Below are 20,166 nucleotides of genomic sequence, written 5' to 3'. Positions count from 1 at the left end.
GTCGCTACCGTACAGAATAAAAAACGCCTCCCGGTGGGAGGCGTCATTGGCAGAGCGGCGACTCAGGCCGCGTGATGGTAAGCGGAAGCTTCAAACAGCTGCTTGTTGGCCACCAGATCGATGGGGTCGAAATCATCGACGTTGATGGTGCGCAGGCGGCTCACTTCGGCGCGGCGCAGCAGGTCGGCCTCGCTCTGGTTCAGCACGCCGGCGGCCAGTCCGATGTCGGCTACCTTGTCCAGCGCCAGGAAGGGACGCTTGATGCCATCGGCCTTGCACACCTTGTCAAACAGCGGTTCGGCGGCCAGCACGTCATCGAGTGCCTGCTCCAGCAGGCCGAAGGGGTTGCCCTCCTCGCGGGTGAGGTACTGCCCCTTGGCCAGGCGGCTGCGGGTTTCGCTCGGAGTTTGCAGCAGGCGGGCCACCTGGTTGTCCAGCTTGTCGCTCGGGCGCTTCATGTCGCGGCCCAGCGGCAGCACGATGACGCGCAGAGCCAACCCAATCCAACTGTTCGGGAAGTTGCGCAGCAGCTCGTCGATCGCCTCCTGTGCCTTGAACAGGGCATCTTGCAGCGCCCAGTGCAGCAGCGGCAGGTCGGCCTGCTGACGACCCTCGTCCTGATAGCGCTTGAGAGCGCTGGAGGCCAGATAGAGCTGGCTCAGCACGTCGCCGAGACGGGCGGAGACCCGCTCCTTGCGCTTGAGCTCGCCCCCCAGGGTGCCCATCGCCATGTCCGACAGGAGCGCCAGGTTGGCGGAGAGGCGGGAGAGCTGCTGATAGTAGCGCTTGGTCTGATCCCCATAGGGGGCAGCGGCGAAGCGGGCACCGGTGAGACCCAGCCAGAAGCTGCGCACCAGGTTGCTGATGGCAAAGCCGACATGGCTGAACACCGCCTTGTCGAAGTCTTTGAGGGCCTGCTCCTTGTCCGGATGGCTGGCCGCCAGCATCTCGGGCAACACGTACGGGTGGCAACGGATGGCGCCCTGGCCGTAGATGATCATGCTGCGGGTCAGGATATTGGCTCCTTCCACCGTGACGGCGATGGGGGCACCTTGATAGCCGCGGGCCAGATAGTTGTTGGGACCCATGCAGATGGCTTTGCCGCCGTGGATGTCCATGGCATCGATGATGCACTTCTGGGCACGGTCGGTGAGGTGGTACTTGACGATGGCGGAGATGACCGAGGGCTTCTCGCCAAGGTCGATGCCAGTCACGGTCAGGTTGGCCGCGGCGCCCATGATGTAGGCGTTGCCACCGATGCGGGCCAGCGGCTCTTCAATGCCTTCCATCTTGCCGATGGGCAGCTTGAACTGGCGACGGATGCGGCTGTAGGCGCCGCTCGCCAGGGCCAGCATCTTGACGCCACCGGTGCTGTTGGAGGGCAGGGTGATGCCGCGACCGACCGAGAGGCACTCCACCAGCATGCGCCAACCCTGTCCGGCCATGGCCGGGCCGCCGATGATGAAATCGAGGGGGACGAAGACGTCCTTGCCCTGGGTCGGGCCGTTCTGGAACGGCACGTTGAGCGGGAAGTGGCGACGGCCGATGCCGACTCCCTTGATGTGGGTCGGGATCAGGGCGCAGGTGATGCCGAGCTCCTCTTCGTCACCCAACAGGTGCTCCGGGTCACGCAGTTTGAAGGCGAGCCCCAGCACGGTGGCGATGGGGGCCAGGGTGATGTAGCGCTTGTTCCAGGTCAGGCGCATGCCGAGAACTTCTTTTCCTTCCCACTCGCCCTTGCAGATGATGCCGAAGTCAGGGATGGAGCCCGCATCCGAACCCGCTTCCGGGCTGGTCAGGGCGAAGCAGGGGATCTCTTTACCGACAGCGAGACGCGGCAGGTAGTAATCCTTCTGCTCATCGGTGCCATAGTGTTGCAGCAGCTCGCCCGGGCCGAGGGAATTGGGCACGCCGACGGTGGAGGCGAGCACGGCGCTGGCGCCGCACAGTTTTTGCAGCACGCAAGACTGGGCGTAGGCGGAGAACTCCAGACCACCATATTTTTTCTTGATGATCATGGCGAAGAACTTGTTGTCCTTCAGGTATTGCCACACCTCGGGAGAGAGATCGGCGCGCTCGTGGGTTACCTCCCAGTCGCTCACCATGCGGCACACCTCTTCCACCGGGCCGTCCAGGAAAGCCTGCTCTTCTGCCGACAGGGTGCTGACTGGGATGGCGTGCAGCTTCTTCCAGTCCGGATCGCCGGCAAACAGGTCGGCTTCCCACCAGGTAGTGCCCGCTTCGATGGCTTCTTTTTCGGTACGGGACATCTCTGGCATGATGGATTTGTAGAGCTTGAACAGCGGCTTGGTCAGCTGGTTGCGGCGAAATTCCACCAGGTTGAGGGGGATGGCAACCACGGCAAACAGGGCCCATACCAGCAAGGGCACATGACCGTAGAGGGCCCCGATGATAAGGGCGGCGAAGGTTACCAGGGTCGAGATGAACAGGGATGCCCGGCGATAAGCCAGGGCTCCGATAACCAGGATCACCCCGAGCAGAGTGAGGGTCGTCGTCATTGCTTGCTCCTTGCGTGATAGGTTGCCAATGTGGCGTAACTGATCCAGAGGTCTGACCTGTTTGGTCTGGCCCTTGTTGTAATTCATATGCACAAAGTTATCAAGTTGTTTACAAGCTCATTACCTTGCGACTGTGATCCCCGTAACGTGGCAGGCCAGCCTGTGGCGCGACCTGCCTAGGGAGGGGGCGACGACGGGATTGCCTTGTGCGAGAATAGCGGCGACTTACACGCACACTAAAAAAGTGGAAGAGACATCATGTACCAAGAATTGATCCGCAATGAACTGACCGAAGCCGCCAGCGTGCTGCAAGCCTTCCTGGCCGATGAGCAGAATCTGAAGAATATCGAGGCGGCCGCCAAGCTGCTGGCTGACTCCTTCAAAGAGGAAGGCAAGGTACTCTCCTGTGGTAACGGTGGCTCCCACTGCGACGCCATGCACTTTGCCGAGGAGCTGACCGGCCGCTATCGCGAGAACCGTCCGGGTTATGCCGGCATCGCCATCTCGGATCCGAGCCACCTCTCCTGCGTCTCCAACGACTTTGGCTATGACTTCGTCTTCTCCCGCTACGTCGAGGCTGTCGGCCGCCGTGGTGACGTGCTGCTCGGCATCTCTACCAGCGGTAACTCCGGCAACATCCTCAAGGCCATCGAGGCGGCCCGTGCCAAGGGCATGAAGGTGATCGCCCTGACCGGCAAGGATGGTGGCAAGATGGCGGGTCTGGCCGATGTGGAGATCCGCGTTCCGCACTTCGGTTATGCCGACCGCATTCAGGAAGTGCACATCAAGGTGATCCATATCCTGATCCAGCTGGTCGAAAAAGAGATGGCCAAGTAAGTGGCATCGACGCCGGGCAGGAGTGTGCCTGTCCGGCATCGCCAATCTGGACAAGCGGCTTGATGCAAAGGCTATGCTTTTCTGCCAAGCCAGCCAGATGAACAAGTAGTCAAGGAAGGAGTGGTCCAGATATGTGCGAACTGCTCGGCATGAGCGCCAATGTGCCGACCGATATCTGCTTCAGTTTTACCGGCCTGATGCTGCGCGGTGGCAAGACGGGTCCCCACAAGGATGGCTGGGGGATCACCTTCTATGAGGGGAAGGGGTTTCGTACCTTCAAGGATCCCGAGCCCAGTGCCCACTCTCCCATCGCCAGGCTGGTACAGGCGCTGCCCATCAAGAGCTGCGCCGTGGTCAGTCATATCCGCCAGGCCAACCGGGGCTGCGTGTCGCTGGAAAATACCCATCCGTTTACCCGCGAGCTGTGGGGACGGTACTGGACCTTTGCCCACAACGGTCAGCTGACCGGCTACAAGAGGCTGGCCACCGGGCGGCACAGGCCAGTGGGGGATACCGACAGCGAACACGCTTTCTGCTGGCTGCTCGACAGGCTGGAGCAGAAGTATCCCAAGCGGCCAGCCAACTTCCCCGCCATGTTTCGCTACCTCGCCACCCTGTGTGACGAGCTGCGGGCATTCGGGGTGTTCAACATGCTGCTCTCGGACGGGGAGTATGTGATGACTTTTTGCTCCAACAATCTGCACTGGTTGACCCGGCGTGCCCCCTTTGGTGAAGCGAGTCTGCTGGATGAAGAGGTCGTGATCGATTTTCATAGCGAGACGACCCCCAATGACGTGGTGACCATCATCACGACTCGTCCGCTGACTGGGAATGAGTACTGGGTCAAGATGGAACCTGGTGAGTTCAACTTGTTCCGGCTGGGTGAGCGTATCGCCAGCAATCACGACGAGATCGGCCAATAAAAAAATACCAGGGTAGATACCTACCCTGGTTCTTCGCAGCAGCCATAAAGGGCAAAAGGGATGAGAGGTGTTGCTGAGCATCATCACTCTGATGATGCTTAGTGTTACTTGAATGTTAATTTGTTGCAATGATGTTGTTTTGCATTGCTGTCAAAGCGCGTTGATATTTTGAGCCTGATCACGTTTTTCGTCTTTTGGGCTGGATGTTGAAGCAGTTTGCCGGTCTCAGGTGAGCTGTCCGGGCGTCCGTGGCCCGAAAACTATCTATAGTATGGTCTGTTTGAATACCATTTTGAGAGGCCTCGCATGGAGTGGGTGGATCGCAAGGTGTTGCAACAGCTGGCTGACGATATCGGTCAGGAGATGTTGCCGGTCGTGATAACCGTGTTTATCGAAGAGGTGGGGGAGCAGCTGAGCCAGCTCAGGCCACTTTATGAACAACAGGATTGGGAGGCGCTGGCCAGGGTGGCACACAGCATGAAATCCTCCTGCGGCAGCTATGGTGCCCTGACGAGCTATCAGCAGGTGATGGCGCTGGAGCTGGCGTGCAAGCAGGCCGATGGTGACGAGGCCGCGCGTCAGCTGCAGCAGCTCGAACACTCTCTGCCACAGGTGTTGGCCTTTCTGGCCGATTACCACTGAAAACCAGCCACTGCCATACGGCAGTGACTGCGTCTTAACGCTGGTTGAGCAGGTGCCCTATGGTCTTGTCCAGCGCCAGCTTCAGTTTCAGCCGGTCATGGCGATGGGGCAATGCCGTCTCGCCCAGATCGGCTTCGATCAGGCGACCTTGCCATGTTCCCCCTTCCCCTGCGCCAAAGGGCGCCAGAATAGCATCAATTCGGCCATGTCCGATCCTGGATTCCAGCCAGCGGCACTGGCTGGCCAGATCCAGCTGGCCGGCAGGCCCTTTTTCCGCGACCAGGTTGCAAATAAACACCACCATGGCATTGCTTTCGTTGATGGCCTGGGCGATCTCCGCCAACAGCAGCGGCGGCATGATGGAGGTGAGAAAACTGCCTGGGCCCAGGATGATCATGTCAGCCTGCTGCAGCGCCTGTACCGCTTCGCGGGTGGCCTGCACTTCCGGCATCAGGCTCAAGGAGAGGGGAGGAGTGGCCAGCTGATCGATGGAGACCTCTCCTAGGATCTGGTTGCCGCACTCCATATGGGCACAGAGATCGGTGGGTAATTCGGACATGGGTAACAATTGTGATTCAATTTTGAGCATGTCACTGATGAGCTTGATAGCATCCAGAGGGCGGACACAAAGGTTGTCCAGTGCCAGCAGCATCAGGTTACCAAGATTGTGCCCTGCCAGTTCGCCACGGCCGGCGAAGCGGTACTCAAACAGCAGGCTGCCGATACTGGGGTCGGTGACCAGCTGGTTCAGGCAGTTGCGCAGATCCCCCCAGGCGATGCAATCCTGGCTCTTGCGCAGACGGCCGGTTGAGCCGCCATCATCCGTGGTGGTGACGATACCGGTCAGCCGCTGACCAAGGAAGGAGAGGGCGGAGAGCACCCGGCCCATACCGTGGCCACCACCGATGGCAACGACCCGATCGAAGTCATTGATGTTTTTTTGCCACATGAGGGCATCCTGTCACTGGGGTTGATAGAAGGTTATGTTAGCAAGGAATATCAGCTAATTACTTGATAAGGGTATGACTTTTGCTTGCGACATGAATCCGATAACGCAAGGAGATGGTGTTGAACTTTCTGACCGTTCACTCTCTTGAGGAAAATTCCCTGCTGGCGGCTCAAGATATCTGCGCGCGGCTTCATCACCATGCCATGCAGGCGCCTTCCCTGTTGCTGGTCTATTTTACCCAGGCCCATGATGCTGCGGTACTGCGTGAGCAGCTTAGGCGTCAATTTCCGACGACCCCCTTGCTGGGGTGCAGCTCCTGCGGTGGCGTGATGACCGAAATGGGACACCATGTCAGGCAGGAACATGGCGTGGCAGTGGCTGCTTTTTATGATGAGAAGGGGGCTTACGGCGTTGCCGGCGCCGAGGGGGAACCAGTGGATGTGCGTCTGTTGCTGCGCCGGGCCATGCTCGAGTGTGGTCGCCCGGGCGAACTGCCCCAGCTTGTTCTGGTTCATTCCAGCCCGGGCCAGGAGGAGGAGGTGCTTGCCTCTATCGAAGCTGAGTTTGGTCACTCGGTGCCCGTGGTCGGTGGCTCGGCGGCGGACAATAAGGTGAGTGGCGACTGGCAACTTTGCTGGAGTGAAGGGCAGAGCAAGCAGGGGGTGGCGCTGGCGGTGCTTTATCCTGACTGCCAGCTGGCCTTCCAGTTTCACTCCGGTTATGTACCCGCCGAAAGCCACGGCGCCATCACCTCCTGTGATGGGCGCGAGGTGTTGACGATCGAGCATGAGCCTGCCGCAGAGGTGTATGCCCGCTGGTGTGGCCGGCAGCAATCCTGGCCAGTGGGCCCCATCCTGCACGAGAGCACCCTGACCCCTCTGGCCCGTCAGGTGGGTACCCTGGATGGCGTCCCTTACTACAAGCTCTCCCATCCCGAAGCCGTGACGGAGCGAGGTGGGCTACGTCTTTTCACCGACGTGACCGTGGGCGAGCGCCTGTGGTTGATGTACAGCAGCCAGGAAGGGCTGTTGCAGCGCAGCCTCAGTGCCATCCGGATCGATCCCGAGTACGGTGTCGATGCCAGATTGCAACCCGTCGGGGCGCTGATCATCTTCTGTGCTGGTTGCCGTCTGGCGCTGGGTGATATGCTGTATCAGTTTGTGGAGCAGAGCCAGTCCCGGCTTGGCCAGATCCCCTTCATCACCCCCTTTACCTTCGGGGAGCAGGGGCGGCTGCCCCATGGCGAGCTGGCTCATGGCAACCTGATGGTGTCGAGCGTGATCTTTCTGACCAATGACACAGGACAGGCGACAAGATGATGGAGAGCGGTGAACTGGAGGCGCTGGGCGAAAAGTTGCAAACCGCTCTGGTCGATCTTACCCGTTGCCGTGAACGTGAAGCCAGGTACCGTGACGAGTCCCAAACTCTGCTCAAAGGGGTAGAGACCCTGGCTGATGCCAAGACCCTAGAACGGGTACTGGAGAGTCTGATCGAGGTACTGAGACCCTTCATCGGTTTTGAACACGCGGATGTGGTGGCCTGGGAGGGAGAACAGGGCATTACCCACCTGAGCAGCGAGACGGGAGAACAGGGGCGCTTCTGGTCAATGACGCCGGCGTTTGCCAGGGCCATCGCCGGCGAAACCCTGGTGATCTACGATCCCTCCCTGCTGCCCGAGCTGGCGCCTCTGGCCTGTGAACCTGGCTGGGCCAGCCTGCTCTTGACCGGATTGCAGGCCCCGGGTTTTACCGCCATCCTCATCTGTCGCCATTCCCAGGCAGGCACCTTCGATCTTACCAGCAAGGCCGCGATGCAACGCTGTCGTCCGCTCATCGCCCAGGCGCTGGTCAATATCACCTACCGTGCCCGTTTGCAGGAGCAGGTCGCCGCCAAAACCGAGGCATTGCAGGCCAGTGAGCGTCGTTTTCGCAGCTTTGCCGCCATGGCTTCCGACTGGTTCTGGGAAACCGATGCCGAGCATCGCCTCAGTTTTGCCTCCGAACCGGGTTACATGGAGGAATTCATTACCCCTTCCTCCCAGCCAACCCTGCATGACTATCTATACAACAAGCAGAGTCCGGAATCCCAGGGTTACCTGCGGCTGCTTGAGCAGCGGGCGCCACTACGGGCGGTGCGGGTTCTGGTGGCCTTGCAGGACAGAGCCTGCTGGATGGAGGTGAACGCGGAACCCTACATGGATCAGAACGGCCACTTCCTCGGCTATCGCGGGACGGCACGGGATATCAGCAACCAGATCAAGCGGGAAGAGGAGCTGGCCAGGGCTCGTGATGAGGCGGAAGCTGCCAACCGGGCCAAATCCCAGTTCCTGGCCATGATGACCCACGAGATCCGCTCTCCCATGAACGCGGTGCTGGGCATGCTCGATCTGTTGCTGCATGCCGAATTGTCTAGCGATCAGCAGGCGCTGCTGCGCCATGCCACCCATTCTGCCCGTCTGCTGCAAACCATCATCGACGATGTGCTAGATTTCTCGAAAATCGAGTCCCAGACCTTGTTGCTGCAGTGCGAAAGTCTGCAACCTGTCGGGTTGTGTCAATCGATCATCGAACCCCTGCTGCCCCGGGCTAAGGCCAGTGGCATCGAGCTGTTGTGCCAGGTAGACGAGGCGGTGCCACAGACGTTGCAGGGGGATCCGATGCGATTGTCGCAAGTGATCGGCAACCTGCTGGACAATGCCCTCAAGTTTACCGAGCAGGGCCGGATCGTTTTGCGGCTGGAGTGGCATGACCAGATGTTGAGGGTGTCCGTGACCGATACCGGGCTTGGTATTGCTGCGGCCGATCAGACCCTGCTGTTCAAACCCTTCTCCCAGGTCGACAACTCGGCGACGCGCCGCTTCTCCGGCGCAGGGCTCGGGCTTGCCATCAGTAAACGCCTGGTGGCATTGATGGGAGGGGAGATATGGCTGGAGAGCGAGCCTGGCAAGGGGAGTTGTTTCTGGTTTGATCTCCCCGGCATGGCCCAGCCCTGTCATTGTCAACCGGTACGGGAAGAGAGTGCCCAGACCTTGCTACCACTGGATGTGTTGGTGGTGGAAGACAGCCCGGTTAACCAGCTGGTGGTCTCCCTGATGTTGCAAAAACTGGTCAGCAAGGTGCGCCTGGCCGCCAATGGCCTAGATGCTCTGACACTGGTGGAAGAGCAGCTGCCGGATCTGATCTTGATGGATATGCGCATGCCCGAGATGGATGGGCTGGAAGCCACCAGGCGACTGCGTGCGCAAGGGGTGACCATCCCCATAGTTGCGCTGACGGCCAATGCGATGGCGGAGGACAAGGCGAGCTGCCTGGCGCAGGGGATGGATGATTTTCTGGCCAAGCCGATCACCCTGGCGAGGCTGCGGGAGTGCCTGGCGCGCCATTTCAGTCTGCGATTGCCGGAGCGCGGATAAAAAAATGGTCAACTTGTTAGGTTGACCAGTTCTTCAGCAAATACTGAAGAGAGCACGGGATAAATCGGGTTGTATTAAACTGTATGAAAAATCTGTGCCAACTTTTAATGACTCTTTTTGTGTTCAATTCGGCCGATTAGCGCAACGGCTCTCTCTTTTTCATCTCCCTGCCTTTTGCAAAATGCGAATAATGAATTTTCATTGTCGGAATAATTGCATTTTGCAAAGGCATTTTATCACTGCGAAATCAGGCGATGCAGAAATTGACGAGCCGCTTCGCTGTTTTGTTTGGCAATCAGCATCTGCTTTTCATAAATCGGCATCGGCAGGATCTCGAGCCAGCGCTGGCAAAGCCAGGAGGCATCTTCAAATCGTTTCTCGGGATAGAGTTCATCCAGTTCCGGATACTGCTCGAAGACTTCCCGCAGGCGATTCACCAACAACTTGTCGTTGAAGTCCGAATGGATGCTGGGCCAGTTGGGCAGCATTTCCACTTTTGCCCGTCGCAAACCGCTCGGATCCGTCTCCATCTCATGGATGCAGAAGCGTTCCAGACCGAGTACGGTGACGCCCAGCAATCCGTCGTTCAGGGTGTAGAAATCGGTGACCTTGACCCGGGTGCCGACAGGCAGGATCCGGCCGGATTGTCCCGAGGTGGTCGACTCTTCCATCACGATGCCGAAGCCCTGATCGTTGATGAACGATTCCTTGAGCATCTGCAGATGATGGGACTCGAACAGGCGCAGAGGCAGCTTGCCGCCCGGAAGTATGTGGGAAGGCAGGGGGAACAGGGCCAAAGGTTGAATTTTCATGTTCCATCCTCCATTGAGTAGTTGCTGGATAAGACAATGCAGCGACTGTGCCAGAGAATGAAAAAAGCCACCTGAAGGTGGCTTTTAGAGGGAAGGGAAGGCGCTTAGTTGCGCTGCTCCAGATACATGACGGCCGCTTCCACGCGGCTTTGCGCCTCGAGTTTCTTCAGCAGGCTCTTCACATGCACCTTGACCGTGCCTTCAGAGATATGGAGGACGGAAGCCACCTGTTTGTTGGAGAGTCCCTTTGCAATTTCGCGCAGGATTTGCATTTCGCGACGCGTGAGGCTTTCGAGTTTCTGCTGCAGGTGATCCAGCTCGTAGATGTTCTCGAGGTAGGGACGCAGCGGCTCGCTCAGGATCTGCTTGCCGGTCATCACATCGGCCAGCTGGGCCAGCAGCAGGTCGGGTTCGGTATCCTTGAGCAGATAACCATCGGCGCCGGCCTTGAGCAGGGCCACCACGTCCTGGCGGGCATCGGAGACGGTCAGAATAACGACCCGTGAGGTGATCTCCTCGGCACGCAACGCCTTGAGGGTGTCGAGGCCGGATAGCCCTTTCATGTTGAGGTCCAGCAGGATCAAATCCGGTTCGGATTCTTTGGCAAGGGCCACGGCATCGGTACCATTGGAAGCTTCGCCGGTGACATCCATGTTCTCTTCCAGAGCCAGCAACTGCACAATCCCTTTGCGCATGAGGGGATGGTCATCTACGACCAGAACACTGTATTTCATCACGTCCATCAAGCGTCTCTCGTTAGACTGGTGGGAAAAGTCAGATGCACCCGGGTGCCTTGTGGCTGCAGTTCACTGATGGTCAGCAGGCCATGCAGCTTGCTGGCGCGCTCGTTCATAATGCTCAAACCGTAGTGGTTGATCGCTGAGCTGGCGAGACCAATCCCGACACCGTCATCTGAAATTTGAACCTCAATATTACCATCTGCGAGGGTCTGACAGCTAACATCAATCACTTGTGCATGGGCATGTTTGATGGCATTGAGCACTGCCTCACGGATCAGCTGCAGGATATGAATATGCTGGCCAGCCTCCAGATCTGTGTCGGACAGACCGTAATGAAGCCTTATCTCTGCCGTGGTCTGGGGTTGCAGTTGTTCCAGCATGACCCGGATGGCTTCACCCAGATTGGCATCCCCTATGGTCAGGCGGAAGGTGCCGAGCAGCTCGCGCAGTTGGGTATAGGCGTTGCTGAGTCCTTCGTCGATTTGCTGCATCGCCTCCAGCGCTTTCTCCTGCTGGCCCTTGGCATGGGAGCGCTTGAGCAGGGTGGACTGGATCTTGAGGTAGGAGAGGGCCTGGGCCAGCGAGTCGTGCAGTTCGCGGGCGATGACGGCACGCTCTTCCATCAACAGCAACCTTTGCTGTTGCAGCAGGGTCTGATCCTTGTGCAGCACCTGGGCCAGCAACATGGTGAAGTTCTTGATGAGGCGCTCGTCGATGGGATGCTGGCTGATGATGTCGAGCCGGCCAAACTCCTGCTCATCCATCTGCAGATAGAAGCTGGCTACCGCGTCGAGATCCCCGGGCCAGCCGGTGCGACCGGAAAGGTAAACCGGCATGACGTTGTTCTCGAAACGGGTCAGCCGGATGTAATCGATATGCTGGTGGGCCGCGGCGCGATCCAGCAGCTTGATAAGCGTGCGGGTACTGAGCGGGGCCGTGTGCAGCTTCTGGGCAGTGCTGTAGAGAAACGAGAGGGTGTCGTTGGCCTGCTGCAGCTTGGCCGTTTTCTCCTCGACCTTGTTCTCCAGCTCCCGATAAAGCTTGCCAAGCTCGTCCGCCATGGTGCCAAAGGCCCGTGACAGCTCGCCCAGCTCGTTGTCGCGATGGGCCGGCAGGATCAGATCAAACTCCTGGCGCTGGATCTGGCGAGCGCAATAGACCAGCTGATTGAGGGGGGCCACCACCTGTTGGCGGGTAAAGCGCACCGTGAACCAGGCAATAGTGATGATGGAGAGCAATCCCAACCCTTCGGCCAGTGCCAGCATGCGTACCTTGAACTCCACGTGGTATTGCATCTGGTTGACGAAATTGTCGATGGCGGCCACAAATTTTTCGGTGTTGTCGGTATATCGTCTGGGAGTCCGATCTTCGATATGTTGGCGCATCTCCTGCCACTGGCTGACCACCTCACCATAGGTGCGGCGCAGGGAGGCCGGGGTGATCCAGCGCTGGGTCTCCTGCAACTCCCTGGCATGGAGCGTCTCTTCGAACTGGTTAAGGCGTCCCAGTACGCTCTCACCCTGCTCGATTTCGTAGGCCATTCGGTAGGCCTGCATCCGCAGGGAGCCGGACAGGTTGATCGCCTTGGCGTCGGGTACCGAATAGAACAGGGTGACCATGGCGACCAGCGCGATCAGACTGGCCATGAAGAGGATCAAAATCATGGATCGGCCGATGGCACTGCTGACCGAGCGGACCCTGAACCGTTTTTGCATGATGCCAAAAGTCTCCGGAATGTGTGGATTACCTCTTTAGTTGCGTGGGAGTGTACTCCAACTTGTGTTAGTATCGAAAAACTAGATGAACTCCGAGCGGTTTTGCCTAAGTCCTTGAGATAGGGGGAAACCAGCCGTCAGCCGATGTTCGAGCTGTAAGGGTCAGGAAAGAAATGCCCTGGCCTCCCGTATTTGGAAAGGTGTTTATGTCGCCACTTGAAGATGGTTTTTCCCGTCGTTTTTACTATTTGCGCCTGTCGATCACCGACGTGTGCAATTTCCGTTGCACCTATTGCCTGCCGGACGGCTATCGTCCGGAAGGGCGCAAATCCTTTCTCTCGGTAGACGAGATCCGCCGTGTGGTGAGCGGCTTTGCCGCCATGGGTACCCGCAAGGTGCGCCTGACCGGGGGGGAGCCCTCCCTGCGTCGCGATTTCACTTCGATCATTGAAGCCGTGGCAAGCACCCCGGGCATCGAGAAAGTGGCCATGACCACCAACGGTTATCGTCTCAAGGAGCGAGCCCGCGAGTGGTTTGATGCTGGGCTTTCCGCCCTCAATGTCAGTGTCGACAGCCTGGATCCCCGCCAGTTTCACCAGATCACCGGCGAGAACAAGCTGGCAGAAGTCATGGAGGGGATCGAAGCCGCCCTGGCCGCCGGTTTCAAATCGGTCAAGATCAATGCGGTGCTGCTCAAGGGGCTCAACGACTACCAGTTGGAGGCCTTTCTGGCCTGGATCAAGCACAAGCCCATCGAGTTGCGGTTCATCGAGCTGATGCAGACCGGTGAGATGGATACCCTGTTTCAGAACCATCATGTCAGCGGTGAGCAGATCAAACAGCGCCTGCTGGAAAGTGGCTGGGTTCAGCAACTGCGCGGCAAGGACGACGGTCCGGCCCAGGTCTTCATGCACCCGGAGTCACAAGGGGGCGTCGGTCTCATCATGCCTTACAGCAAGGATTTCTGTGCTGGTTGCAACCGGCTGCGGGTCTCCTCGGTGGGCAAGTTGCACCTCTGTCTGTTTGGCGACAATGGCGTCGAGCTGCGGGATCTGCTTGGTGCAGACGGCCAGCAGGAGGCGTTGCAACAACGCATTCGCTCGGCGCTCAGTGGCAAGGCGGCCACCCATCGGCTGCATGAAGGGAATGCCGGCGCGACGCCTCATCTGGCATCGATAGGCGGCTAAACCGCTCGCACACCTGACCATCACCACCTACCAAGTGGCTTTTTCCAATGGGGTACAAAATGTATGCCCATCGAACATTATTGCGCCAAGGGTTTGATCCAGCGCAAGAATCCCCCCTGTTTATCTCCCTGGTGGTATATCCCTGAACTTGTCAGGGCCGCAATATACGCCCAATCTTATAATTGGTATTGCAGATGTCCGTCATCGGACTCGCCCGTGCGCTATTGATCACCAGTGCGCTATCTATCACCAGGAAGGAGTCGATATGCCAGAGGGTGTCAACCTGTCACGTCGGGGTCTGTTTCGCGGTCGTTTGACGTCGAAAGAGCCAGGCGTCCAGTTACCCTGGTCACTCCCCTGGCCCGACTTCGTAGCCGACTGTACTCGCTGTGGCGACTGCCTGACGGCCTGTCCAGAGCAGATCCTGGTCAAGGGAGATGGCGGCTTTCCCATGGTGGAGTTCCGACACGGTGAATGTACCTTCTGTGGTGATTGTGTCGCGGCCTGCAAGGCGCCTATTTTTCGTCCGACCACTGAGGCGCCCTGGCAATACATAGCCCATATTGAAGCCAACTGTCTGGCCAGTACCCAGGTGTTTTGCCAGCGCTGCCAGGACAGTTGTGAAACCCGCGCCATTCGCTTTTCTCCCATGCTGGGTCGGGTGCCAACCCCCAGTATTGATGCCGCCTCGTGCACCGGTTGCGGTGCCTGTGTGATGGACTGCCCGGTAGGCAGCATCCGGGTTGGCGCTCCCGGGTCGGAGAACCCAATATGAATCAGGATGTTTGTGAAGCAGGAGCCACAATGACCCAAGAGTTCCACGTATCGAGCCTGGTGGTGCTGACCCAACCCATGTTGCGTCACCGGCTCGCTGAACAGATCGCGGCTTTGGAAGGAGCCGAGGTCCACGCTGTCAGTGAAGAGGGCAAGCTGGTCGTCACCCTGGAAGGTGAGAGCCAGCAACCCATCATGGCGGCTATTGATGCTATTCAGGCGATGCCGGGAGTGTTGTCCGCCGCCCTGATTTACCACCAGTTCGATGAACTCGATAAGCAATGCGAGGATATGTCATGAAGCTGAGTCGACGCGACTTTATGAAGGCCAATGCGGTGGCGGCTGCCGCTGCCGTGGCTGGTGTCAGTGCCCCCGCCATGGCGGCCAATCTGATCACCAGTACCGATAAAACCGCCATCAAATGGGACAAGGCCCCCTGCCGCTTCTGCGGTACCGGCTGCTCCGTGTTGGTGGGTTCCCAGGATGGGCGTGTCGTGGCGACCCAGGGTGACCCCGATGCACCCGTCAACCGTGGCCTCAACTGCATCAAGGGCTACTTCCTCTCCAAGATCATGTATGGCGAGGATCGCCTCACCCAGCCCCTGCTGCGGATGAAGAACGGCCAGTTCGACAAAGATGGTGATTTCGCCCCCATCAGCTGGGATCAAGCCTTCGACATCATGGCCGAGAAGTTCAAGGCCACCCTGAAAGAAAAGGGCCCGACTGCGGTCGGTATGTTCGGTTCCGGCCAGTGGACCGTGTGGGAAGGCTATGCCGCTGCCAAGCTGTTCAAGGCGGGTTTCCGCTCCAACAACATTGACCCCAACGCCCGCCACTGCATGGCATCCGCGGTCGTCGGTTTCATGCGTACCTTCGGCATGGATGAGCCCATGGGCTGCTACGACGATATCGAGCAGGCCGACGCCTTCGTGCTGTGGGGTTCCAACATGGCCGAGATGCACCCCATCCTCTGGTCCCGTATCTCCGATCGCCGTCTCTCCACTCCGGAAGTGCAGGTGCACGTGCTCTCCACCTTCGAGCACCGCAGCTTCGAACTGGCGGACAACGGCATGGTGTTCACGCCCCAGACCGATCTGGCGATCCTCAACTATGTCGCCAACTACATCATCCAGAACGACAAGGTGAACTGGGACTTCGTCAACAAGCACACAGTGTTCAAGAAGGGGGTGACCGATATTGGTTACGGTCTGCGCCCGACCGATCCGCTGCAGCAGAAGGCCAAGAACCCGGATAGCGGCGACGCGACCCCGATGACCTTTGAGGAGTTTGCCAAGTTCGTCGCCGATTACGATGTCGACTCCGTCTCCAAGCTCTCCGGTGTCTCCAAGGACAAGCTGGAAAAACTGGCTCAACTCTATGCCGACCCGAGCAAGAAAGTGGTCTCCTACTGGACCATGGGCTTTAACCAGCACACTCGTGGCGTCTGGGCCAACAACCTCTGCTACAACATTCACCTGCTCACTGGCAAGATCTCCGAGCCGGGCAATGGTCCCTTCTCCCTGACCGGTCAGCCCTCTGCCTGCGGTACTGCCCGTGAAGTGGGTACCTTCGCCCACCGTCTGCCGGCGGACATGGTGGTGACCGATCCCAAGCACCGCGCTATCGCCGAAAAAGTCTGGAAACTGCCGGAAGGCACTATTCCCGACAAGGTGGGCTACCACGCCGTGCTGCAGGATCGCATGCTCAAAGACGGCAAGCTCAACGCCTACTGGGTGATGTGCAACAACAACATGCAGGCCGGTCCCAACATGAATCAGGAGCGCCTGCCCGGCTACCGGGATCCGCGCAACTTCATCGTGGTGTCCGATCCCTATCCGACCGTGACCGCCCAGGCGGCAGACCTCATCCTGCCAACTGCCATGTGGGTGGAGAAAGAGGGGGCCTATGGCAACGCCGAACGTCGTACCCAGTTCTGGCACCAGCAGGTCAAGTCTCCGGAAGGGGCCAAATCCGATCTGTGGCAGCTGATGGAATTCTCCAAGCGCTTCACCGTGGATGAGGTGTGGCCGGCCGAGCTTATTGCCAAGATGCCTGAACTCAAGGGCAAAACCCTGTTCGACGTGCTTTATGCCAACGGTCAGGTCAACAAGTTCCCGAAAGAGCAGAGCAAGGGGGATCTTAACGACGAGGCCGAACACTTTGGCTTCTATGTGCAGAAGGGCTTGTTCGAGGAGTACGCCATCTTCGGTCGTGGCCATGGTCACGATCTGGCACCGTTCGAGCAGTATCACGAAGCGCGCGGCCTGCGCTGGCCTGTGGTGGATGGCAAGGAGACCCTGTGGCGCTATCGCGAAGGGTTTGACCCTTACGTGAAAGCGGGGGAGGGAGTGCGTTTCTATGGCAAACCTGACGGCAAGGCTGTGATTTTCGCGCTGCCGTTCGAGCCTGCCGCCGAATCGCCGGATAAAGAGTACGATCTGTGGCTCTCCACCGGCCGCGTGCTGGAACACTGGCACACCGGCACCATGACCCGCCGTGTCCCCGAGCTCTATCGCGCCTTCCCGGATGCGGTGCTGTTCATGCACCCGGAAGATGCCAAAGCCCGTGGCGTGCGCCGTGGTGAAGAGGTGATTGTCACCTCCCGCCGTGGCGAGGTGAAGACTCGTGTCGAGACCCGTGGTCGCAACCGTCCGCCCAAAGGCCTGGTGTTCATGCCCTTCTTCGATGCGAGCCAGCTGGTCAACAAGCTGACCCTGGACGCCACCGATCCGCTCTCCAAAGAGACGGATTACAAGAAGTGCGCCGTCAAGGTGATGAAGGCCTGAGGCGGGGGAGCGAGAGATGAGTCGTAGTCGTCGCCAGTTTCTGGCCGACATGGCCAAGGGGGCCTGTGGTATGGGCCTACTTGGTGTGGGGCTGGGCGGCATGGCCCGCCAGCAGGTGGAGGCGGTGCCGGCCCAGGCACTGCGCCCGCCAGCGGCCCTCGACGAGGCTGAGTTTCTCGGTGCCTGTGTGCGCTGTGGGCTCTGCGTCGAGGCCTGCCCCTACGATACCCTCAAGCTTGCCCGGCTGTTTGAGCCCGTCACCACGGGAACGCCCTATTTCAAGGCGCGCAGCGTCCCCTGCGAGATGTGTGACGACATCCCCTGCGTGGTGGCTTGCCCGACCGGGGCGCTGGATCAGGCCATGACCGACATCGATCAGGCGCGGATGGGGGTGGCGGTACTTATCGACCATGAGACCTGCCTCAACTATCTGGGCCTGCGTTGCGATGTCTGTTACCGGGTCTGCCCGCTCATCGACAAGGCGATCACCTTGGATCTGCAACACAACCAACGTACCGGCAAGCACGCCATGTTCCTGCCCACGGTGCACAGCGATGTCTGCACCGGCTGTGGCAAGTGCGAGCATGCCTGCGTGCTGGAGGAGGCCGCCATCAAGGTGGTGCCCCGTGCCCTTGCCAAGGGGGAGCTGGGCCATCACTACCGGCTCGGCTGGGAAGAGAAACAGAAGGCGGGCAAGTCGCTCATCGGTGAGCGACTGACCCTGCCAACTCGCAAACCGGAGGGACTATGAGCCGTTATCCGGGACAAGAGGCACGGGCGCGTCTCGGCTGGTGGCGGTCACACCGCTTCCTGCTGCTGCGCCGTCTGACTCAGCTCAGCGTGTTGGGGCTGTTTCTGCTGGGGCCGCTGGCTGGCGTGTGGATCTTGAAGGGCAACCTCTCCAGCTCATTGCTGCTGGAGACGGTTCCCTTCACGGATCCCCTCACCCTGCTGCAGTCGGTGGCGGCGGGCCACTGGCCCATCACCACCCTGTGGCTGGGAGCGGCCATCGTGCTGCTGGGGTACTGGCTGGTCGGGGGGCGGGTGTTCTGCTCCTGGGTCTGTCCGGTCAACCTCATCACGGATGCCGCCGCCTGGCTGCGAGCCCGGCTCGGTCTCAAGGGCAATGGCCAGTTCAGCCGCAATACCCGCTACTGGTTGCTGGCCATGGTACTGGTGGCGCCAGCCATCGCCGGCGTACTGGTGTGGGAGCTGGTCAACCCGGTATCGCTTGCCCTGCGTGGCCTGCTGTTTGGCATGGGGGCGGGGTGGATGCTGCTGGCGGTGCTGTTTCTGTTCGATCTGTTCGTGGTGGAGCGCGGCTGGTGTGGTCACCTCTGCCCGGTCGGGGCCTTCTACGCCCTGGTGAACCGTGTCGGTTTTATCAAGATTGCAGCCTCGGGGCGCGAGCGTTGCAGCAACTGCATGGATTGTTATGCAGTCTGTCCCGAGCGCCCCATCCTGCGCGGGCCGGTTCATGGCGCCAAGCGCGGTCACGGGCCCCTGATAGTGGCTCAGGAATGTACCAACTGCGGCCGTTGCATCGATGTCTGCGCGGAGCATGTTTTTGAAATCAAAGTAGGTTTTGCCGTCAAGGCAGAAAAAACATTGGAGAATAACTAATGAAAAAGCTGATTGGAGCAATGCTGGCCTGCCTGATGGCGGGTTCCTTGATGGCTGCCACCTCCGAGATCACCAACAGCACCGGGGGGATCAAGTCTGAGCGGGGGTCTACCGATCTGGTGACCGAGGCGGCGCCGGCCCCCTTGAAGAACTTTCGCAAGGATGGCGACAGCTATGATCGCCAATATATCCATCAGCCGCCGCTGATCCCCCACGATATCCGCAACTACGAGGTGGATAACAAGGTCAACAAGTGCCTGGCGTGCCACAGCTTCAAGAATGCCACCAGGATGAAGGCGCCCAAGATTAGCCCGACTCATTTCGAGACCCGTGATGGCAGCACGTTGGGTGAAGTCTCCCCGCGTCGCTACTTCTGCCTGCAGTGCCACGTACCGCAAGCCGATGCCAAGCCGCTGGTGGAGAATACCTTCAAGCCGGTTGAAGCCCTGAACTGAGGAGCCCATAGATGAAATTACCCGGTTTTTTGCAGCGACTGTGGACCACCTTCAAGTCTCCCTCGAAGGCCGCCCTCTGGGTGCTGCTGATGATGGGTTTCTTTGGCGGGGTCATCTTCTGGGGTGGCTTCAACACCGCCATGGAAGCTTCCAACACCGAAGCCTTCTGTACCAGTTGCCACGAGATGCGCGACAACGTCTACGTGGAGTACCGTGATACCATCCACTACGCCAACCGTTCCGGCGTGCGCGCCAGCTGCCCGGATTGCCACGTGCCCCATGAGTGGACCTACAAGATCATTCGCAAGGTGCAGGCGTCCAAGGAGCTGTGGGGCAAGCTCACCGGCAAGGTGGACACCCGCGAGAAGTTCGAAAGTCACAGACGCGAGATGGCCGAGCGGGAGTGGAAACGGATGAAGGATACGGATTCGAGAGAGTGCCGTAACTGTCACAACTTCGAATACATGGACTTCTCCCTGCAAGGGCAGCGCGCTGCCAAGATGCACTCGACCAACCTGGCCAGTGGCGAGAATACCTGTATCGACTGTCACAAGGGGATAGCGCACCAGCTCCCGGACATGACAGGGGTGAAGGGGTTCTAACCCAAAAGACGCAGGCCGGATTTATCCGGCCTGCGTCTTTTTTTTGCCAACCGGTGGGGTAAAGGATGGTTTTGTGAACCCTTTAGACCCATATCCAGTGAAACCTTTGATAGAATCAGCCCACCGTGCAGGATCCCGAGTGAACAAGTGCTGGTGACTGAACCTGGTTGTTCCCGTCAACATGCAAGGG

The 20,166-nt window shown here is 59.2% G+C and carries 18 protein-coding genes and 1 riboswitch; of the genes, 13 read left to right on the top strand and 5 right to left on the bottom strand.

Annotated elements, in window-relative coordinates; all coding sequences use genetic code 11:
* Positions 1-62: 62 nt before the first annotated feature.
* The gene (fadE, locus tag MRK42_RS14140) at positions 63-2,519 is read right to left on the bottom strand and encodes an acyl-CoA dehydrogenase FadE (protein WP_338610663.1); all 2,457 of its coding nucleotides are present in this window, start codon (positions 2,517-2,519) and stop codon (positions 63-65) included.
* 258 nt (positions 2,520-2,777) lie between these two features.
* On the opposite strand from fadE, the gene lpcA reads away from it, so the two are divergent.
* The 3 genes from lpcA (at position 2,778) to MRK42_RS14125 (ending at position 4,921) form a co-directional block, all read left to right on the top strand.
* Positions 2,778-3,356 (top strand): D-sedoheptulose 7-phosphate isomerase, encoded by a 579-nt coding sequence (gene lpcA / locus MRK42_RS14135; protein ID WP_026455813.1) that lies wholly within the window; start codon positions 2,778-2,780, stop codon positions 3,354-3,356.
* A gap of 131 nt (positions 3,357-3,487) precedes the next feature.
* Entirely contained in the window at positions 3,488-4,279 is a 792-nt protein-coding gene (locus tag MRK42_RS14130; protein ID WP_338610660.1) for a class II glutamine amidotransferase, read from the top strand.
* A 306-nt stretch (positions 4,280-4,585) separates the two neighbouring features.
* Positions 4,586-4,921 carry an Hpt domain-containing protein gene (locus MRK42_RS14125; protein ID WP_026455815.1) on the top strand — a complete coding sequence of 112 codons (336 nt, stop codon included), beginning with the start codon at positions 4,586-4,588 and terminating at the stop codon, positions 4,919-4,921.
* 34 nt (positions 4,922-4,955) lie between these two features.
* On the opposite strand, the gene yvcK is transcribed toward MRK42_RS14125, so the two are convergent.
* Positions 4,956-5,870, bottom strand: a complete 915-nt coding sequence (gene yvcK / locus MRK42_RS14120) for a uridine diphosphate-N-acetylglucosamine-binding protein YvcK (protein ID WP_061475788.1) — start codon at positions 5,868-5,870, stop codon at positions 4,956-4,958.
* Positions 5,871-5,983: 113 nt separating this feature from the next.
* Between yvcK and MRK42_RS14115 the strand changes: the two genes are divergently transcribed.
* Together MRK42_RS14115 and MRK42_RS14110 are read left to right on the top strand one after the other, a co-directional pair.
* Positions 5,984-7,189 (top strand): FIST N-terminal domain-containing protein, encoded by a 1,206-nt coding sequence (locus tag MRK42_RS14115; protein WP_338610657.1) that lies wholly within the window; start codon positions 5,984-5,986, stop codon positions 7,187-7,189.
* On the top strand, positions 7,186-9,282 hold the full coding sequence (locus MRK42_RS14110) for an ATP-binding protein (protein WP_338610655.1): 2,097 nt from the start codon (positions 7,186-7,188) through the stop codon (positions 9,280-9,282). The genes MRK42_RS14115 and MRK42_RS14110 overlap by 4 nt, the downstream gene beginning before the upstream one ends.
* Before the next feature lie 236 nt (positions 9,283-9,518).
* Here MRK42_RS14110 and MRK42_RS14105 read toward each other — a convergent pair whose 3' ends face one another.
* The 3 genes from MRK42_RS14105 to narQ form a co-directional block, all read right to left on the bottom strand.
* Positions 9,519-10,094: an LON peptidase substrate-binding domain-containing protein gene (locus MRK42_RS14105; RefSeq protein ID WP_026455820.1), complete on the bottom strand. Its 576-nt coding sequence runs from the start codon at positions 10,092-10,094 to the stop codon at positions 9,519-9,521.
* A 104-nt stretch (positions 10,095-10,198) separates the two neighbouring features.
* Complete coding sequence (narL, locus tag MRK42_RS14100; RefSeq protein ID WP_026455821.1) at positions 10,199-10,837, bottom strand: two-component system response regulator NarL; 639 nt, start codon at positions 10,835-10,837, stop codon at positions 10,199-10,201.
* Positions 10,837-12,549 carry a nitrate/nitrite two-component system sensor histidine kinase NarQ gene (narQ, locus tag MRK42_RS14095; RefSeq protein WP_042072842.1) on the bottom strand — a complete coding sequence of 571 codons (1,713 nt, stop codon included), beginning with the start codon at positions 12,547-12,549 and terminating at the stop codon, positions 10,837-10,839. The genes narL and narQ overlap by 1 nt, the downstream gene beginning before the upstream one ends.
* Before the next feature lie 78 nt (positions 12,550-12,627).
* A riboswitch (molybdenum cofactor riboswitch) is annotated at positions 12,628-12,768 on the top strand.
* Here narQ and moaA point away from each other — a divergent pair.
* From moaA to MRK42_RS14055, 8 genes are all read left to right on the top strand, one after another.
* On the top strand, positions 12,756-13,736 hold the full coding sequence (gene moaA, locus MRK42_RS14090) for a GTP 3',8-cyclase MoaA (RefSeq protein ID WP_042073358.1): 981 nt from the start codon (positions 12,756-12,758) through the stop codon (positions 13,734-13,736). (Overlaps the previous riboswitch by 13 nt.)
* A gap of 265 nt (positions 13,737-14,001) precedes the next feature.
* Positions 14,002-14,511, top strand: a complete 510-nt coding sequence (napF, locus tag MRK42_RS14085) for a ferredoxin-type protein NapF (protein WP_268855875.1) — start codon at positions 14,002-14,004, stop codon at positions 14,509-14,511.
* Between the two features lie 29 nt (positions 14,512-14,540).
* Positions 14,541-14,810, top strand: a complete 270-nt coding sequence (locus tag MRK42_RS14080) for a chaperone NapD (RefSeq protein ID WP_026455825.1) — start codon at positions 14,541-14,543, stop codon at positions 14,808-14,810.
* Positions 14,807-17,296, top strand: a complete 2,490-nt coding sequence (gene napA / locus MRK42_RS14075; protein ID WP_042027475.1) for a nitrate reductase catalytic subunit NapA — start codon at positions 14,807-14,809, stop codon at positions 17,294-17,296. The genes MRK42_RS14080 and napA overlap by 4 nt, the downstream gene beginning before the upstream one ends.
* Before the next feature lie 16 nt (positions 17,297-17,312).
* Entirely contained in the window at positions 17,313-18,047 is a 735-nt protein-coding gene (napG, locus tag MRK42_RS14070; protein WP_026455826.1) for a ferredoxin-type protein NapG, read from the top strand.
* On the top strand, positions 18,044-18,919 hold the full coding sequence (gene napH / locus MRK42_RS14065; RefSeq protein ID WP_338610648.1) for a quinol dehydrogenase ferredoxin subunit NapH: 876 nt from the start codon (positions 18,044-18,046) through the stop codon (positions 18,917-18,919). The genes napG and napH overlap by 4 nt, the downstream gene beginning before the upstream one ends.
* Positions 18,919-19,374 carry a nitrate reductase cytochrome c-type subunit gene (locus MRK42_RS14060; RefSeq protein WP_042027472.1) on the top strand — a complete coding sequence of 152 codons (456 nt, stop codon included), beginning with the start codon at positions 18,919-18,921 and terminating at the stop codon, positions 19,372-19,374. The genes napH and MRK42_RS14060 overlap by 1 nt, the downstream gene beginning before the upstream one ends.
* Before the next feature lie 11 nt (positions 19,375-19,385).
* Positions 19,386-19,976 carry a cytochrome c3 family protein gene (locus MRK42_RS14055; protein WP_042027471.1) on the top strand — a complete coding sequence of 197 codons (591 nt, stop codon included), beginning with the start codon at positions 19,386-19,388 and terminating at the stop codon, positions 19,974-19,976.
* Positions 19,977-20,166: the final 190 nt, after the last annotated feature.

The organism is Aeromonas sp. 19NY04SH05-1 (assembly GCF_040581895.1).
Taxonomy (GTDB): domain Bacteria; phylum Pseudomonadota; class Gammaproteobacteria; order Enterobacterales; family Aeromonadaceae; genus Aeromonas; species Aeromonas enteropelogenes.
This window is presented reverse-complemented; position numbering and strand designations above follow the sequence as displayed.

Coding starts and splice junctions, on each gene's coding strand:
- fadE (WP_338610663.1), bottom strand. CDS start 2,519: ATGACGACGACCCTCACTCTGCTCGGGGTGATCCTGGTTATCGGAGCC.
- yvcK (WP_061475788.1), bottom strand. CDS start 5,870: ATGTGGCAAAAAAACATCAATGACTTCGATCGGGTCGTTGCCATCGGT.
- narL (WP_026455821.1), bottom strand. CDS start 10,837: ATGGACGTGATGAAATACAGTGTTCTGGTCGTAGATGACCATCCCCTC.
- napA (WP_042027475.1), top strand. CDS start 14,807: ATGAAGCTGAGTCGACGCGACTTTATGAAGGCCAATGCGGTGGCGGCT.
- MRK42_RS14110 (WP_338610655.1), top strand. CDS start 7,186: ATGATGGAGAGCGGTGAACTGGAGGCGCTGGGCGAAAAGTTGCAAACC.
- MRK42_RS14060 (WP_042027472.1), top strand. CDS start 18,919: ATGAAAAAGCTGATTGGAGCAATGCTGGCCTGCCTGATGGCGGGTTCC.
- MRK42_RS14055 (WP_042027471.1), top strand. CDS start 19,386: ATGAAATTACCCGGTTTTTTGCAGCGACTGTGGACCACCTTCAAGTCT.
- MRK42_RS14125 (WP_026455815.1), top strand. CDS start 4,586: ATGGAGTGGGTGGATCGCAAGGTGTTGCAACAGCTGGCTGACGATATC.
- moaA (WP_042073358.1), top strand. CDS start 12,756: ATGTCGCCACTTGAAGATGGTTTTTCCCGTCGTTTTTACTATTTGCGC.
- lpcA (WP_026455813.1), top strand. CDS start 2,778: ATGTACCAAGAATTGATCCGCAATGAACTGACCGAAGCCGCCAGCGTG.
- MRK42_RS14130 (WP_338610660.1), top strand. CDS start 3,488: ATGTGCGAACTGCTCGGCATGAGCGCCAATGTGCCGACCGATATCTGC.
- napG (WP_026455826.1), top strand. CDS start 17,313: ATGAGTCGTAGTCGTCGCCAGTTTCTGGCCGACATGGCCAAGGGGGCC.
- narQ (WP_042072842.1), bottom strand. CDS start 12,549: ATGCAAAAACGGTTCAGGGTCCGCTCGGTCAGCAGTGCCATCGGCCGA.
- napH (WP_338610648.1), top strand. CDS start 18,044: ATGAGCCGTTATCCGGGACAAGAGGCACGGGCGCGTCTCGGCTGGTGG.
- napF (WP_268855875.1), top strand. CDS start 14,002: ATGCCAGAGGGTGTCAACCTGTCACGTCGGGGTCTGTTTCGCGGTCGT.
- MRK42_RS14105 (WP_026455820.1), bottom strand. CDS start 10,094: ATGAAAATTCAACCTTTGGCCCTGTTCCCCCTGCCTTCCCACATACTT.
- MRK42_RS14080 (WP_026455825.1), top strand. CDS start 14,541: ATGACCCAAGAGTTCCACGTATCGAGCCTGGTGGTGCTGACCCAACCC.
- MRK42_RS14115 (WP_338610657.1), top strand. CDS start 5,984: ATGGTGTTGAACTTTCTGACCGTTCACTCTCTTGAGGAAAATTCCCTG.